We start from the raw sequence: 15,360 nt of genomic DNA, 5'->3' as shown, positions 1-15,360 counted from the left end.
CCTTCGCTGGCTAGGACTATCAACAGCGAGGCATCCTTTGCTACGACACACCATTTTCATGGCGCTATCCACAGCACTGCGGTTGCTCACCGGTGTTGTGGTCTTTATCGTCATGGCCCGTATGTGGGGGCCAGAACGGTTTGGCTCGTTCATGTACCTCTTCACTATCACTTCGCTGGTGGGGCTGATCGTTGACTACGGCTTTGGGCAACAGCTTATGCGCGACATAGGCTATGACAAAAACAAGACACGCCACATCATGTCGGGTGTACTCGCCGCGAAGTTGCTTTTGTCCGCAGGCGTAGTCGCCGTTTCTGCGATCGTATCGTTCACATCATGGGGTGCCTCGCAGCCCATTGGAGTGTTTTGGATCCTTTTGGCTACTTGTATCGCAAGCTCTTTTGCAGAAACGTATACCTGTGTTTTTCGAGGCCTAGGTCAGTACCAGGAAGAAACACGGATTGCCGCTTGGGTCAATTTTCTGCATTTTGGTGCAGTCCTCGCACTGCTTGCCATGGACTACGGTGTCACGGCCATTGCCCTTGGCTTCTTGGCATCCCGCGTCCTTTTCCTGGCGCTCACCCTACGCACCTACCGGCGCATAGCGCCCGTGGCTCAGTTGGAACAAGCGCACGGCCTGCGCGAAGGTCTGCGAAACCTGCGTGCCGGATTGCCTTTTGCTGCAGAGGCAGGTTTTACCAACTTCCAGTCGCAGGCGGACACCCTTATCGTCCATCACTTTTTGGGGCCCGCGGCCGTGGGTATCTACCAAGCTGGCCTGAGGCTCATGCAAGGTGCCAACACATTTGCACAGGTACTGAGCAACGTTTACCTGCCGCCCATGGCAAGCAAGATCAACGATGCCCCAGCACTCAAGCATCTTGCAAACCGACTCTTTATCCAAATGCTTTTGCTTGGTGCGGGATCGCTGCTGGTATTTGGCTTCGGTGCCAACCTCATCACGCACACGCTCTACGGCAACAAATTCCAGGACCTCAGCAAACTAATGCCCCTGTTTGGCCTGCTATTGCTTTTTCGCTACATCGCCGCCAGCCACGGCGTAACACTCAGCGCCGTAGGACTGCAATCCACCCGCGTCGCTGCGATCACTGCGGCGCTGATAGCGCTGTTCACCTCTGCTTACTTTTTACTGCCGCGCTACCAACTGCCAGGCATGCTCTATGCGTCCATCATCGCCATCACATGCCTTTATGTGGTCTACGCACTGAACTTGGTCAGCCGAGGCTTTCCCTTGGGCATCAACAAGCTCAACGGTGCAGCCTTTGCAACAGTGCTCGGCGTTGCACTTTTCTTGATATCTGGAATTTAAATGTTAACCATCGGTCTGCTCTGGCACTCCCTCAGCTCCAGTAACTTAGGCGTGGGTGCGCTCACACTTTCCCAAATCGCCATCATCGAGAAAGCGGCTGCGCGCGCAGGCAAGCAAGTGCAGTTCAAAGTCTTTGGAACCATTGGTGTGGAAAACTACGGCGCCACTCCTGGCGTGGTCAGCGTGCTGGGCGTAGAGCGCAATTTCATCGCCCCGTGGAAATCTCCGTTTTTCAAACAAATCCGCGAATGTGATCTGGTGCTGGACATTGGCGAAGGCGACAGCTTCACCGACATCTATGGCCTGGAACGCTACTTCATCCTGGTAGGCACCAAGTACGCCACCTGGCTGTCAGGTGTGCCACTGATCCTCAGCCCACAAACCATTGGGCCTTTCAACGGTGCGGCTACCCGTGCGGGCGCCAAGTTCATCATGCGCCGCAGCAAACGGGTGTTTGCGCGGGATCACCTGTCCATGGAATACCTGCAGGCCAACGGCATCCAAAACGCAGACGAAGTCATCGACGTTGCGTTCGCCCTGCCCTTTGAAAAGCAAACGCCCGTGGCAGATGGAAAGACTCGAGTCGGAATCAACGTCTCGGGCTTGCTGTACCACGGGGGCTATACCCGCAACAACCAGTTCGGCCTGAGCCTGGACTACGCAGCACTCACCCACGCCATGTTGGACTGGTTCACCGCCAACCCAGACTGCGAGGTGCATCTGGTATCCCACGTAGTGCCAGAGTCCATGCCGGTAGAGGACGATTATCAAATCTCTCTTCAGCTGCAAAAGCGCTACCCCACCGTGCAAGTTGCCAAGCGCTTCACCTCCCCCAGCGAAGCCAAGTCCTTCATATCGGGCATGGATTTTTTTGTGGGTGCACGCATGCACGCATGCATCGGCGCATTCTCCAGCGGCGTGCCCGTAGTGCCATTGGCCTATAGCCGCAAGTTCAACGGCCTGTTTGAATCCCTGAACTATGGCCACTTTGGTGATTGCAAAAAAGACAGCCTGGAGCAGGCCCTCACCAAAGTGCAAACAGCTTTTGTCAACCGCCACGCGCTCAAAGCAGAAGTGGACGCTGGCAACCAGATTGCACAAACCAAATTGGCCAAATACGAAAACTACTTGGCCGACGTGCTGAAAGATCTCAATGGCTGAAGCCAAAAGCATTGAATGGATAACGGCCAGCGGCCTTTGCACGGGCTGCGGTCTGTGCGGGTCCATGTTCCCTGGCAAAGTGAAAATCGCACTGCGCGAAGACGGCTACCTGCGCCCAGTGGCACACACGCCACTCACCGCAGAAGATAACGCCAAGCTATTTGACACCTGCCCCGGCGCGCTCATCCAACATGAGGCACAACAGACCAACTACCACCCCCATTGGGGCCCACTGGTAAAAGTGCGCACAGGCCATGCAGTGGACCCCACGACCCGACACGAAGGCTCATCGGGTGGCGTTCTCTCTGGTTTGCTCATTCATCTGCTGGAAAGCAAGCAAGTCGACTTTGTCGCCCATGTAAAAGCTGCCAGCGATGACCCCCTAGGCAATGAACTCTCCATCAGCCGCACGCGCGAAGATGTGCTGGCGGGCGCTGGTTCGCGCTACGCGCCATCGGCGCCACTGGCCAAGCTGGCCGAGCTGCTGGCATTGCCCGGGCGCTTTGCGTTTGTGGGCAAGCCCTGCGATGTTGCTGCCCTGCGCCGCTATGAAAAGCTAAACCCCGGCGTCAGCGACAAAGTGCCTTTCATGCTTTCTTTCATGTGCGCAGGCATTCCCAGCCGAAAAGGCACCTTGGCCATTCTGGACAAGTTTGGTGTGCCACCAGAGCAAGTCAAGTCATTTGCCTACCGTGGCAATGGATGGCCCGGCAAAACCACCGCCATCACCCAAGACAACCAGCGCTTTGAGACCGACTACTCCACATCGTGGGGCACAGTGCTGAACCGCCACTTGCAGTTCCGCTGCAAGATCTGCCCCGACGGCACCGGCGAATTTGCTGACGTGGTGGGCGCCGACGCCTGGTACGGCAAAGACGGTTACCCAGACTTTGCCGAACGCGAAGGGCGCAGCCTGGTGCTGTCGCGCACGGACAAAGGAGAAGCCTTGGTGCAAAGCGCCAAAGCAGCCAACGCCATTGCGACAGAACCGCTGGCAGTAGAAGAAATTGCCAAGATGCAGCCCTACCAGTTGAACCGCAAGCGACTGGTGTTATCGCGCATCACCGCACTGTGGTTGACCCGACGCCCTGCACCACGCTACGCCCACTTCCCCCTCTTTCGCTTGGCCACACAGCTCAGCCTGCGCGAAAACATCAGCAGCTTCAGAGGCACACTGCGCCGTTTGATTGCGTAAACCACCATGCGCGCACAACCAACCACCCCTGAGAAAGAAACCAAATACTTTTATTTGTTCTTGGCTCTGGTATTCATATTGCCGCTGTGGCCCAACTATGCAGAGCTGAAGTTTGGCGGCATCCCTAATTTGGCTCCAGATCGTCTTCTGCGCGTCGCTTTGTTCTTTGGCTTTGTTGGTATTTTCTTTACCAACTCTGCTTCCGTGAAGGTAATGAAGCAGCGTTTAGAGAAACACTGGATTCTGGTACTCGTTCTGACATCCTTCTACGGCATACGAATACTCAGCGCGTTTGAGTCACACAATACTATTTTCGAATTATATGCATTTTTCAGAAATGAGTTTCTAGTCACCTTTCCAATTTTCTTTTATGCGCTACTGGCTATTAAAGACGAAAAAAGCGTCGATAAAATATTTATAACACTAGTGATTTCTGGATTTTTTGCCAGCATTGTTGCACTAGTGGACTATTACAAGCAAAGAAATCTATTCATAGGATTAATTCCTGTCAGTAGTGACTATCTAATGGGCGTATTTTTAGATAAAACAAGAGATGATAGTTATCGTGCACAAGGAACATTCGAACATCCCATTATGTTGGGGCAATTCTTTATTTTGCAACTACCGATAATCTGGACACTCTTAAGAAGAAGTACAAAAATTCTATCAGCACTTTTTTATATATGCACGGGAGTGCTATCGCTTGCCTCAATTTATGTAAGTGGATCTAGAGCAGCACTGGGCCTAGGCCTTGTAGCTATTACTCTGTTTATTTTCTGGGAGATTTATGCCTGGACTCAGGCATCTAAAAATAGAGTCCTGCAATACCTAGTTATTTCTCAAATACCAATTCCGATTATTGGTGCTTTGGCGATGCTGTATATGTATAGAGACAATGCAATTGGAAGAACGCAAGAGACCTTATCAAGCACCAATGCAAGAATAGAGATGCTGATCGGCGGAACACCAAAGGTGTTTGAATCTCCCATATATGGACATGGATTAGGAGAGCATCTGTCGGTTTTTTCCCTAGTTGGAAGAGCAGGAATCCGAACATTGGATAATTTCTATTTATTAATTGGGCTGGAATCTGGATTGCTGGCTGTCGCCTTACTAATCATATTTTTTGCCATTTGCTTATTTAAAAATAAATTCTTAATAAGACAATACACAACAAACATAGTTAGACCGTATGTAGCAATGGGCATAGCAACTTTTGTATATGCAATACAAATGGCATCCCACTCGTTACATCAACAAATGTGGATTATTTTAATATTTTCCGCATCAACAATAGTTTTAAACGAACAGTTTTCAAAAGAATGAGTAAAGATGTTTTTGCAGTTCGGTGTAAACCTCCCATCAGAGAATATAGAAAAGGTAGCGATCCTGCTTCTTAACTGGAACGGCTGGCAAGACACGATTGAATGCTTGCAAAGCGTCTCCCAAAGCACGGGCGTAGCGTTCAGCATCGTGGTCTGCGACAACGGTTCGCATGACAGCTCCTTGGAAAAAATCGCCAACTGGGCCCACGCGGCCTCCAGGCCTTTTGCCTTGTACGACCGTACGCAGGCGGAAGCGGGTGGAGCTGTTGGCCAAGACGAACCGCTGGTGTTGATACAAACCGGAGCCAACTTGGGCTTTGCCGGTGGCAACAATGTGGGGCTGCGGTATTGCCTGGCCCATGGTGGCTTTGACTACGTATGGTTGCTAAACAACGACACGGTGGTGGCGCCTGATGCGCTGCAGCAGTTGGTTGCGCGCGCGCAGCAAGACCCCGCTATTGGCATATGTGGATCGAAGCTGGTTTTCTACCACCAGCGTGGCCAAGTGCAGGCCTATGGCGGATCTGCCTTTGATGCGCGCCGCGGGGTGGTCGTGCCCATTGGGCAATTTGCACCTGTAGAAGCGGCCTGCGACGTGGCTGCGGTAGAGGCGCAGACGGCCTATGTAGTGGGTGCCTCCATGCTGGTTAGCACACCATTTCTGCAAACGGTGGGGCTGATGTGTGAAGACTATTTTCTGTACTTTGAGGAAATAGACTGGGCCTTCAGGGCGCAGGGCAAGTTCAAGCTGGCCTACGCGGACGCCAGCGTGGTGTGGCACAAAGAGGGCGGCACCATTGGCTCCAGCAGTACCAAGGAACCATCCGCAACATCTACCCGCTACCTCTATCGCAACCGGATGATCTTCAACTGGCGCTACAACCGCGCGCACTTTGCTCGCTGCTTGGTGCAAGTGGGCTTTGAGATGCTGGTGCTGCTTAAGCGCAGGCAGTTCAAAACCGTGAAGGTAGCGCTGCGCTCCAGTCTGGCCGGGTTGCTGGCCTTACGCCACACGGGGGTGCCCTATGCAGGCTAAGCCTTTGCTCTCCATCGTCATCGTCAACTACAACGGCCTGCGCTTTTTGGACGAATGCATTGCGTCCATTGCCCAGCATGTGCGCTGCAGTCACGAGGTCATCGTGGTCGACAACGCGTCCGCAGACGGCAGTGCAGAGTACATAGCGTCTGCGTTCCCGCAGGTGCGCCTGATCAGCAGCGCCGTGAACACTGGCTTCACGGGTGGCAACAACTTGGGCGTGCGCGCAGCCCAGGGCGATTTGGTGCTGCTGCTCAACAACGACACCAAGCTGCTCGGCCCCATAGATGACGCGGTGGGTGCTTTTGGCAATGCCAAGTTGGGTGCACTGGGGGTACATCTGTTCTATGGTGATGGGCGCAACCAGCCTTCGGTGGGTTACGAGCACACGCCGCTGCGCGTTGTGCTGTCGTGGCTGGGGTTGGCGTCGGTGCATGCGCTGCCTAGCGTGTTTCGCCGCACCGAGACACGCACCACGTTTTATGAGCAACCCCATGCCGATGTGGCCTGGGTGTCGGGTGCATTTTTGCTGACGCGCCGCAGCCTGTGGGACACCATAGGCGGGCTGGACGAGCGCTACTTCATGTACGTGGAAGACGTGGACTATTGCAAGCATGTGCATCTGCACGGCTACACCGTGGCCTACCTGCCAAGTGTGCAGGTGTGCCACTACGAAGGTGCAGGCAAGGCCTGGATAGGCCAGAGCGCATTGACACGCACAGTACGGTCTTATCGCCTCTACTTGCACAAGCATTACGGTGCACTGGTTGCCCGCGCCACGGGCCTGCTACTGGCGGCTGTGTTGGCGCTCAGGGTGCCGCTGTATGCACTGAAGCACAGGCTGCAGGGCAACGCCATGGCGGGCGAAAAGGCCAAGGGCTATGCGGCAGCGGCCAGGCAGGCACTGGCAGCGTTGCAGGGATGAGGTACGCATGAAACTCATCGTTCTGTCGCCTTTTGTGTACTACCCGGGTGTGCCGCATGGGGGGGGCGCTTTGTGCTGGGGGCAGCTGGAAGGTTTGGCTGCGCAGCACGAGATTCACTTTGTGGCATTTGCCCAAAAAGACTCTGCAGAGTTGGTGACTGCACTGCCCCACTTGCAGCGTGTTTGTGCCTCCGTCACCACGGTGCACCAGCCGTTGGACAAGCTCACCATATTGCGGGCCAAGTTGGCGCAGCTGTGGCTCACGCCCGTAGGCGCGTCCATATGCGATGTGCCAGCTATGCGAATAGCGCTGCAGCAGACCCTGGATCGCACGCGGGCCGATGCGGTGCTGGTGCAGTTTCCACAAATGGCGCAGTACGTAGCCCTGTGTAGTGGCGTGCCCACTCTGATGGATGTGCAGGACGCCTACTCGGTGTCCGCCTACCGCCAGTACAAGCCCGTAGGCTCATTTGTCAAACGCTTGCTGGGCTTTTTAAATTGGCTGGGATGGCTGCGCTACGAGTCGCGCTGGTACGCCAGGTTCAGCGCCGTCGCGGCCATTACCGAACAAGACCGGTTGGGCTTGGAAGTATTCAGCCCCGGTTTGGCCGCGATCACCAGCCCCGCTGCAGTAGCCATACCCGAACAAGCCTGGGCACCGGTATCCACCCAGAAAATTGCGTTTATTGGGTCATTCACCCACCAGCCCAATGTTGCTGCGCTTTTTTTCTTTATCCACCAAGTATTGCCCCACGTACTGCAAGCCTACCCGGATGCGGTGTTTGAGGTGGCGGGCAAAGGCGTGCCACACACCGCACAGGCGCTAGCGAACAAGAACATTCAGTTTGTCGGGATGGTGCCGGATGCCTACGACTTCGTGCGCTCTGCGGCAGTGGTGGTGGTGCCGCTGCTGAGCGGCGGTGGCATCAAGATCAAGACGCTGGAGGCCATGGCCTGCGGCTGCCCCATTGTGACCACCAGCATTGGTGCGGAAGAAACCGGGGCTAGCGATGGCCAACACATGTTGATTGCGGATGCCCCCAAACTTTTTGCACAGCATGTGATAGCGCTGCTGGGCAACCCCAGCCTGGGCTTGCAGCTGGGTGCCAACGCCCGGACGCTGGCGCAACAACATTTCTCCTGGCCAGCCAAATGGGCATCGCTCAGCAGGTTGCTGGAACACGCCGTAGACCGGCACAAGGCGATGACAACAACACCAAGCAAAGGCACGCAGGTATGAGAGTAGGCTTTGACCTGCATGTGGTGGACGGTCTGTTTCAGGGCTCTCGCACCCACGTGATTGAACTGTTTGCCCGTGTGGCCAAGCTGTGCCCAGAAATAGAGTTTGTCTGCATGCTGGACGATACGGCTTCTTTCTTGAACAACTACCCGGCGTTTGCTTTGCCAAATGTTCGGCTGGAACGTTTGGCACACACGGGCTCTGTGCGTCGGCTGATGTGGGAATTGCCTCGCATGCAAAGACGCCTGGGCCTGGATTTGCTGCACACGCAGTACATCATTCCCCTGCCCTCGCTGTCAAAGACCGTGGTAACCATTCACGACGTGCTGTTTGAGAGCCACCCGCAGTACTTTCAGCCGGTGTTCCGTTTGCGCTCGCGCATCTTGATGCGCTGGGCCGCGTATCAGGCGGAGCACATCTTTACGGTCAGCGAATTCTCCAAGCGTGAAATTTGCAAGCGCTATGGCGTTGCCCCGGCACGGGTAACGGTGACCACCAACGCGGCCGACCGGGGCCGGTTTTACCCCAGCACCGATGGGGCGGACTTGGTGGCAGCGCGGGGGCTGCAGCCGGGTGGCTACTTTTTGACCGTGGGCCGCCTGGAGCCACGCAAAAACCATGTAACGCTGTTCAAAGCCTACGCGGCGTTGGGACAGGATGCACCGCCGCTGGTGGTGGTGGGGCAAAAAGACTTTGGATTTGATGCCATGTTTGCAGTGCTGGCGCAGGCTGGCTTGCAAGACAAGGTGGTTTTTTTGGACAACGTGGGGGACAGGGAGTTACCCGCGCTGTACCGGCATTGCCTGGCATTTGCCTACCCATCTCTGGCTGAGGGTTTTGGCATGCCGCCACTGGAAGCCATGGCCAGCGGCGTGCCAGTTATCGTGGCCAACAACACGGCACTGACCGAGGTGGTGGGCGATGCGGGGGCACTGGTGGAGTCCACCGATGTGCAGGCCCTGCGAGATGCCATGCAGGCGCTGGCAACTGACGCCCCTCTGCGCGCAGCGCTGGCGCAAAAAGGGCAAGAGCAGGCACAGCGCTTCTCTTGGGATGAGGCCGCCCGACGGGTGGCTGCGCAATACAGGGCCATAGCGGCCAAGGACCAAACACCATGATGATCCGCACTCTTTTGGCACTGGCTATGGCCCTGTGCGTACAACTCGCTGCCGCCCAAGCCAATACATACAACGTGGGGGTGTACTACTTTCCAGGCTGGGCAGACAACCAAAAGGGAGCGGAGTTTCCCTTGCCGTGGGAAAAAATCAAACCGTTTCCGGAGCGTGAGCCGAAGCTGGGTTGGTACAGGGATGGCTCTGACGATGTCATGCGCCAGCAAATTGACTGGATGGCGGACTACGGCATCAACTTTGTGGCCTACGACTGGTACTGGAGCAAGGACGGCAAGGTATTTCTGGAGCACGCGATTGCCGCCCACATGCGCGCGCCCAACCGCGACAGGGTGAAGATTTCGCTGCTCTGGGCCAACCATGATGGGGTGCCGTCCAGCCGCGACAATTTTGAACGAATGGTGACCTACTGGGTGAAGTATTACTTTCAGCGGCCCGAGTTCCTGCGCATAGATGGCAAGCCGGTGGTGTTTGTGTTTTACGCAGACTTTTTGAAAGCGGATGCCGCCAAGTTTGGGGCTACTACCAAGGAGCTGCTGGACTCTGCCCAGGCCATTGCCCAGCAAAACGGGCTACCTGGCATTTACTTTGTGGCGGGCACTGGAGCCGGGTCACCCATGATTGACAGCTACGCCAAAGAATCCGGCTATTCGGCGTTGTCTGCATACAACCTGCACCAGGGTTTGTATTCCTCGGTGATGTCACACAACTACCCGGAACTGGACAAGGCCTACCAGGAGCATTGGGGGCGCTTTGTTGCCAAGGGCAACCTGCCCACCATCGTGCCCATGACGGCCGGATGGGACAAACGCCCCTGGGGTGGCAGCAAGGACGCGCTGCATGACCAGTCCGTCAGCAACGCCAGCCAGTTTGAGGCACACCTGAATGCGGCCAAAGCCGCCATGGATGCCGCCAAACCCGGCAGCCCCAAGATGGGCGTGATTTGCTGCTGGAATGAGTTTGGCGAGGGCTCCTACATTGAACCGACCAAGAAGGACGGATTCAGCTACCTGGAAAAAGTAAAGAAAGTATTTGGTACCCCATGACGCAAAAGACTCTGCGCATTCTCGGCACCCGCGGCGTGCCTGCAGCCCACGGCGGCTTTGAGACCTTTGCCGAATACCTATCGCTCTACTTGGTGGCCCAAGGCTGGCGCGTGGTGGTGTACTGCCAAGACGAGGGCACTGGCCCTGTGTTTGAAGACACTTGGCAAGGGGTGGAACGCGTGCACTTTCCGGTGAGCCAAGAGGGGCCCAAGGGCACCATCGTGTTTGACTGGCAAGCCACCGCCCACGCCGCAAAGCACCGGGATTTGTGTCTGACGCTGGGCTACAACACGGCGGTGTTTTGTGCGCTGCTGCGGATCAAGGGGATACCCAACGTCATCAACATGGATGGCATTGAGTGGTCACGCATGAAGTGGGGGCCAGTGGCCAAGACTTGGTTTTGGCTGAATGACTGGGCAGGTTGCTGGCTGGGCAACCACCTGGTGGCAGACCACCCACAAATCAAGGTGCACCTGACCAGCCGCGTGCGGCCTGGCAAGATCACCACCATTCCCTATGGCGCAGACGCGGTAACCGCGGCGCCAACGGCTCCCATTGAGGCACTGGGTTTGCAGCCCGGCAAGTTCATGACCGTGATTGCACGGGCTGAACCCGAAAACTCGTTGCTGGAAATTGTGAAGGGATTTTCTGCAAAACCGCGTGGCATGCAGCTGGTAGTGCTGGGCAACTACTCTGAGACCAATGCCTACCACCGCGCCGTGAAGGCGGCCGCCAGCGATGAGGTGCGTTTTGTAGGCGCCATTTACGACAAGACGGTGGTGCAAGCGCTGCGTTTTCATAGTGCCGCGTATGTGCACGGCCATCAGGTGGGTGGCACCAATCCATCCCTGGTAGAGGCTCTGGGTGCCGGCAATGCAGTCATCGCCCAGGACAACCGGTTTAACCGCTGGGTGGTGGGCGATAGTGCGGTGTACTTCACGGGGGCAGATGGATTTGCTACTTGTGTGGACGAACTACTCGCCAGCGCCGACAGACTGGCCGAACTTAAGCGCGCGGGGCTTGCCCGCTACCAGACAGAGTTCACCTGGCCGCATGTGCTGAAGCAGTACGAGGATCTGCTGGAAAATTATCTGCCGCACTAAATTGCTATAAAAATATGAGCTTCTTGCCCAATATTCACGCGGGCTAGAGGCTTATTTTGTATATTCCGGCGGAAAAGATGGGGCGCTGCCATGGACCTCGCCAAGATCTAGACCCTAATGGCAAATCTTTTCCATAGATTCGCTTCAGCACGCCGTCGATAATGGTGCGGACTTACCTTTTGCAAGCCCCATATATCCATGACCAAAGTTGCACTTATCACCGGCGTAACCGGGCAGGACGGCGCCTACCTTGCGGAGCTGCTGCTCAAAAAGGGCTACCAAGTGCACGGTATCAAGCGCCGCGCGTCCAGCTTCAACACGGACCGGATTGACCACCTGTACCAGGATCCGCATGTCACCAACCGAAACTTTACGTTGCACTACGGGGACCTGACGGACAGTAGCAACCTGATTCGCATCATCCAGCTGGTACAACCCGACGAGATTTACAACCTGGGTGCGATGAGCCATGTGGCGGTGAGCTTTGAAAGCCCTGAGTACACAGCAGACGCAGATGGCATGGGGACCTTGCGGATTCTGGAAGCCATTCGCATCCTGGGGCTGGAAAAGAAAACCCGCTTCTACCAGGCGTCCACCTCGGAGCTGTACGGCTTGGTGCAAGAAACGCCGCAAAAAGAGACCACGCCGTTTTACCCACGTAGCCCCTATGCCGTAGCCAAGCTTTACGCCTACTGGATCACGGTGAACTACCGCGAGGCGTATGGCATTTACGCCTGCAATGGCATCTTGTTCAACCATGAGAGCCCACTGAGGGGGGAGACATTCGTAACCCGCAAGATCACGCGCGCCGTCAGCCGAATTGCCCTGGGTTTGCAGGAGTGCCTGTACCTTGGCAATCTGAGCGCACTGCGCGACTGGGGCCATGCGCGGGACTATGTGGAGATGCAATGGCTGATGCTGCAGCAAGACCATGCGGAAGACTTTGTCATTGCCACAGGCGTGCAATACAGCGTGCGCCAATTTGTGGAGTTTGCCGCAGAGGAACTGGGCATCAAACTGACATGGGCCGGCGAAGGCGAGCATGAAACCGGAACGGTGGTGGCGGTCACGGGCAAGGATGTCCGCTGCAAAGTGGGAGACGTCATTGTGCGGGTGGACCCTCGCTACTACCGCCCTACAGAAGTAGAAACTTTGCTGGGCGACCCCACCAAAGCCAAGGAAAAGCTGGGCTGGGTGCCCAAGACCACGCTGAAAGAGCTGGTGGTGGAAATGGTGCAAGCGGACTACACCAGCGCGAGACGCGATGCTTTGGTGAAGTTGGCTGGCTTTCAGACCTACGACCACAATGAGTGACGCTGCACATGGAAAAGACCGCAAAAATCTATGTGGCAGGCCACCGAGGCTTGGTGGGCTCAGCCATCGTTCGCAACTTGCAGGCCGCTGGCTATGACAATCTTCTGCTGCGCACCCATGCTGAATTGGACCTGACCAACCAAGCTGCCACATCGACCTTCTTTGAGGAGGAACGACCGGACTATGTATTTCTGGCAGCGGCCAAGGTGGGCGGCATTTTGGCGAACAACGTCTACCCCGCTGAATTTATTCGGGACAACTTGGCCATTCAGGGCAACCTCATTCATGCGGCCTATGTGAGCCAGGCCAAGCGCCTGATGTTTTTGGGGTCCAGCTGCATTTACCCCAAGCTGGCACCCCAGCCCATGCGTGAAGAGCACTTGCTCACGGGCCCGCTGGAGCCCACCAACCGGCCCTATGCGCTGGCGAAGATTGCCGGAATAGAGATGTGCTGGAGCTACAACCGCCAGTACGGCACCAAGTACCTAGCGGCCATGCCTACGAACTTGTATGGTCCGGGCGACAACTACCACCCCGACAACAGCCATGTCATCCCGGCGTTGCTCCGCAAATTCAACGATGCCAAAGCGTCAGGTGCCGCAGAGGTTGTGGTTTGGGGCACAGGTACCCCGCGCCGCGAGTTCATGTACAGCGAAGACATGGCGGCAGCTTGTGTGCATCTGATGAACTTGCCAGCGGAACAGTATGACGCGCTGCTGGGGAGCGATGAAAGCAAGTCCGGGCGGTTTGAGCCACCGTTGATCAATATTGGTGTGGGCGAAGACCTTTCCATCCAAGCGCTGGCGCAAGCCGTGCAGGAGGTGGTGGGCTTCCGGGGCAAATTGGTCTTTGATACCAGCAAGCCCGATGGCACACCGAGAAAGCTGATGGATGTGTCCAAGCTGCACAGCACCGGTTTCAGGGCATCGACTCCTTTGCGCGCCGGCTTGGAAAAGGCGAATGCAGATTTTGTGCAATCGGTGGGTTCACGATGAACGACGCATGCTATCAAAAGAGAAGCTGAAGGTTTATATTTCATGGGGGCTACAGCCATATTCTTTGCATAAACCCAAAGGAGCTATAGACGCAGCCCTGCTGCCCTCTTAGGATGCCGCCCCATGAACGTTTCTACCCTGCAAGACATTGCGGCCCAGTCGGGCGTGGCCTTTGGCACCAGCGGCGCACGCGGCCTGGTGGCCGACATGACACCGGCACTGTGCCATGCCTACACCACGGCGTTCATCAACGCAGTGGCACCCAAAGCCACGTCTGTGGTACTCGGACACGACCTGCGACCCAGCAGCCCCGCCATTGCCGCGGCCTGCGCTGCCGCGCTGACGGACTTGGGCCTGACCGTGGTGTACGGCGGCGCCCTGCCCACGCCAGCCCTGGCCCTCTATGGCGCGCAAACGGGTGCGCCAACGGTGGTGGTCACAGGCAGCCATATTCCGTTTGACCGCAATGGCATCAAGTTTTACCGGGAAGACGGTGAGATCTCCAAGCCTGACGAACAGGCCATGCTGGGTTACCTGGTGGGGTTGCCTAAAAATCTGAAGCTGCCGGCGCTGCCCGCGCCGGTGCCGCAGGTGGCGCAGGCGTACGTGCGCCGCTATGTGGATTTTTTTGGTGCGGGCACGCTCAACGGCGTTACGGTGGCGGTGTACGAGCACTCCAGCGTCGGGCGCGATGTGTTGCGCCATATTCTGGAAGGACTGGGCGCCGAGGTGATCTCTCTGGGCCGCACGGACACCTTTGTGCCCATCGACACCGAGGCTGTGCGCCATGAAGATGTGGAGCAGGCCAAGGAATGGGCAGAGCTGTACGACTTTGACGCCATCGTCTCAACCGATGGCGATGCGGACCGCCCGCTGATTGGCGACGAGCTGGGCCAATGGCTGCGCGGTGATGTGGTGGGTATTTTGTGTGCCCAGTACCTGCAAGCCCACGCTGTGGTGACCCCGGTGAGCAGCAATACGGCGCTGGAGCAAAGCAAGGCGTTTCCCCAAGTGGTGCGCACGCGCATTGGGTCGCCGTATGTGATTGCAGGCATGGAGGAGGCACTGGCCTCGGGTTCGGAGCTGGTGGTGGGCTACGAGGCCAATGGCGGATTTTTGCTGGGCAGCCAGGTGCTGCGCCACGGCCAGCGCCTGGGCCCTCTGCCCACGCGCGATGCGGTACTGCCTATCGTGGCACTGCTGTGCGCTGCCAAGGAGCGGGGCTTGAAACTGTCGGAGCTGGGCCGCGACCTGCCCAAGCGCTTTACCGCCAGTGACCGGCTGCAGAACTTTGCGACACTCAAAAGCATTGGACTGATTGCGCGGCTGAAAGCGGATGCGCGCCTGATGAGCGACCTGCTGGCGCCCGGTGCGGGGCCTGTGGAGTCGCTGGATGAAACCGATGGCCTGCGCGCCACGTTTGCCTCGGGCGACATCGTGCACCTGCGCCCTTCGGGCAACGCACCAGAACTGCGCTGCTACGCCGAATCCAGCTCCGCCAAGCAGGCACGCGCCTTGTGCGATGCCTGCTTGTTGCAGGTGCTGCGGGTCGCGGGTTAA

The 15,360-nt window shown here is 56.8% G+C and carries 13 protein-coding genes; all 13 read left to right on the top strand.

Annotation, left to right across the window (positions count from 1 at the left end; all coding sequences use genetic code 11):
- The first annotated feature begins 37 nt into the window (after positions 1–37).
- The 13 genes from AC07OE_RS00810 (at position 38) to AC07OE_RS00750 (ending at position 15,360) form a co-directional block, all read left to right on the top strand.
- The gene (locus AC07OE_RS00810) at positions 38–1,330 is read left to right on the top strand and encodes an oligosaccharide flippase family protein (RefSeq protein WP_495068664.1); all 1,293 of its coding nucleotides are present in this window, start codon (positions 38–40) and stop codon (positions 1,328–1,330) included.
- Positions 1,331–2,491: a polysaccharide pyruvyl transferase family protein gene (locus tag AC07OE_RS00805; RefSeq protein WP_495068663.1), complete on the top strand. Its 1,161-nt coding sequence runs from the start codon at positions 1,331–1,333 to the stop codon at positions 2,489–2,491.
- Positions 2,484–3,686, top strand: coding sequence for a Coenzyme F420 hydrogenase/dehydrogenase, beta subunit C-terminal domain (locus AC07OE_RS00800; RefSeq protein WP_495068662.1), 1,203 nt, complete (start codon positions 2,484–2,486; stop codon positions 3,684–3,686). The genes AC07OE_RS00805 and AC07OE_RS00800 overlap by 8 nt, the downstream gene beginning before the upstream one ends.
- 6 nt (positions 3,687–3,692) lie before the next feature.
- Positions 3,693–5,012: an O-antigen ligase family protein gene (locus AC07OE_RS00795; protein ID WP_495068661.1), complete on the top strand. Its 1,320-nt coding sequence runs from the start codon at positions 3,693–3,695 to the stop codon at positions 5,010–5,012.
- A 6-nt stretch (positions 5,013–5,018) separates the two neighbouring features.
- Positions 5,019–6,047, top strand: a complete 1,029-nt coding sequence (locus tag AC07OE_RS00790; protein WP_495068660.1) for a glycosyltransferase family 2 protein — start codon at positions 5,019–5,021, stop codon at positions 6,045–6,047.
- Positions 6,037–6,972: a glycosyltransferase family 2 protein gene (locus tag AC07OE_RS00785; protein ID WP_495068659.1), complete on the top strand. Its 936-nt coding sequence runs from the start codon at positions 6,037–6,039 to the stop codon at positions 6,970–6,972. Before AC07OE_RS00790 ends, AC07OE_RS00785 begins: the two co-directional genes overlap by 11 nt.
- A 7-nt stretch (positions 6,973–6,979) precedes the next feature.
- Positions 6,980–8,212, top strand: coding sequence for a glycosyltransferase family 4 protein (locus tag AC07OE_RS00780; protein WP_495068658.1), 1,233 nt, complete (start codon positions 6,980–6,982; stop codon positions 8,210–8,212).
- A complete protein-coding gene (locus AC07OE_RS00775; RefSeq protein WP_495068657.1) occupies positions 8,209–9,330 on the top strand; it encodes a glycosyltransferase family 4 protein in 1,122 nt (373 codons plus the stop codon). Before AC07OE_RS00780 ends, AC07OE_RS00775 begins: the two co-directional genes overlap by 4 nt.
- Positions 9,327–10,388: a glycoside hydrolase family 99-like domain-containing protein gene (locus AC07OE_RS00770; RefSeq protein ID WP_495068656.1), complete on the top strand. Its 1,062-nt coding sequence runs from the start codon at positions 9,327–9,329 to the stop codon at positions 10,386–10,388. Before AC07OE_RS00775 ends, AC07OE_RS00770 begins: the two co-directional genes overlap by 4 nt.
- The gene (locus AC07OE_RS00765; protein WP_495068655.1) at positions 10,385–11,491 is read left to right on the top strand and encodes a DUF1972 domain-containing protein; all 1,107 of its coding nucleotides are present in this window, start codon (positions 10,385–10,387) and stop codon (positions 11,489–11,491) included. The genes AC07OE_RS00770 and AC07OE_RS00765 overlap by 4 nt, the downstream gene beginning before the upstream one ends.
- Positions 11,492–11,689: 198 nt before the next feature.
- Positions 11,690–12,805 (top strand): GDP-mannose 4,6-dehydratase, encoded by a 1,116-nt coding sequence (gmd, locus tag AC07OE_RS00760; RefSeq protein WP_495068654.1) that lies wholly within the window; start codon positions 11,690–11,692, stop codon positions 12,803–12,805.
- A gap of 8 nt (positions 12,806–12,813) precedes the next feature.
- Positions 12,814–13,800: a GDP-L-fucose synthase family protein gene (locus tag AC07OE_RS00755; RefSeq protein ID WP_495068653.1), complete on the top strand. Its 987-nt coding sequence runs from the start codon at positions 12,814–12,816 to the stop codon at positions 13,798–13,800.
- Positions 13,801–13,923: 123 nt separating this feature from the next.
- Positions 13,924–15,360 carry a phosphomannomutase gene (locus tag AC07OE_RS00750; RefSeq protein WP_495068652.1) on the top strand — a complete coding sequence of 479 codons (1,437 nt, stop codon included), beginning with the start codon at positions 13,924–13,926 and terminating at the stop codon, positions 15,358–15,360.

The sequence above is a fragment of the Rhodoferax sp. GW821-FHT09E07 genome (assembly GCF_059416145.1).
The sequence above is the reverse complement of the archived record's forward strand: the minus strand, read 5'-3'. Positions and strand labels throughout refer to the sequence as shown.

Excerpts from the sequence above, each read along its gene's own strand:
- AC07OE_RS00750 (WP_495068652.1), top strand. The coding sequence starts at position 13,924 with ATGAACGTTTCTACCCTGCAAGACATTGCGGCCCAGTCGGGCGTGGCC.
- AC07OE_RS00790 (WP_495068660.1), top strand. The coding sequence starts at position 5,019 with ATGTTTTTGCAGTTCGGTGTAAACCTCCCATCAGAGAATATAGAAAAG.
- AC07OE_RS00785 (WP_495068659.1), top strand. The coding sequence starts at position 6,037 with ATGCAGGCTAAGCCTTTGCTCTCCATCGTCATCGTCAACTACAACGGC.
- AC07OE_RS00765 (WP_495068655.1), top strand. The coding sequence starts at position 10,385 with ATGACGCAAAAGACTCTGCGCATTCTCGGCACCCGCGGCGTGCCTGCA.
- AC07OE_RS00800 (WP_495068662.1), top strand. The coding sequence starts at position 2,484 with ATGGCTGAAGCCAAAAGCATTGAATGGATAACGGCCAGCGGCCTTTGC.
- AC07OE_RS00770 (WP_495068656.1), top strand. The coding sequence starts at position 9,327 with ATGATGATCCGCACTCTTTTGGCACTGGCTATGGCCCTGTGCGTACAA.
- gmd (WP_495068654.1), top strand. The coding sequence starts at position 11,690 with ATGACCAAAGTTGCACTTATCACCGGCGTAACCGGGCAGGACGGCGCC.
- AC07OE_RS00805 (WP_495068663.1), top strand. The coding sequence starts at position 1,331 with ATGTTAACCATCGGTCTGCTCTGGCACTCCCTCAGCTCCAGTAACTTA.
- AC07OE_RS00775 (WP_495068657.1), top strand. The coding sequence starts at position 8,209 with ATGAGAGTAGGCTTTGACCTGCATGTGGTGGACGGTCTGTTTCAGGGC.
- AC07OE_RS00780 (WP_495068658.1), top strand. The coding sequence starts at position 6,980 with ATGAAACTCATCGTTCTGTCGCCTTTTGTGTACTACCCGGGTGTGCCG.
- AC07OE_RS00755 (WP_495068653.1), top strand. The coding sequence starts at position 12,814 with ATGGAAAAGACCGCAAAAATCTATGTGGCAGGCCACCGAGGCTTGGTG.
- AC07OE_RS00795 (WP_495068661.1), top strand. The coding sequence starts at position 3,693 with ATGCGCGCACAACCAACCACCCCTGAGAAAGAAACCAAATACTTTTAT.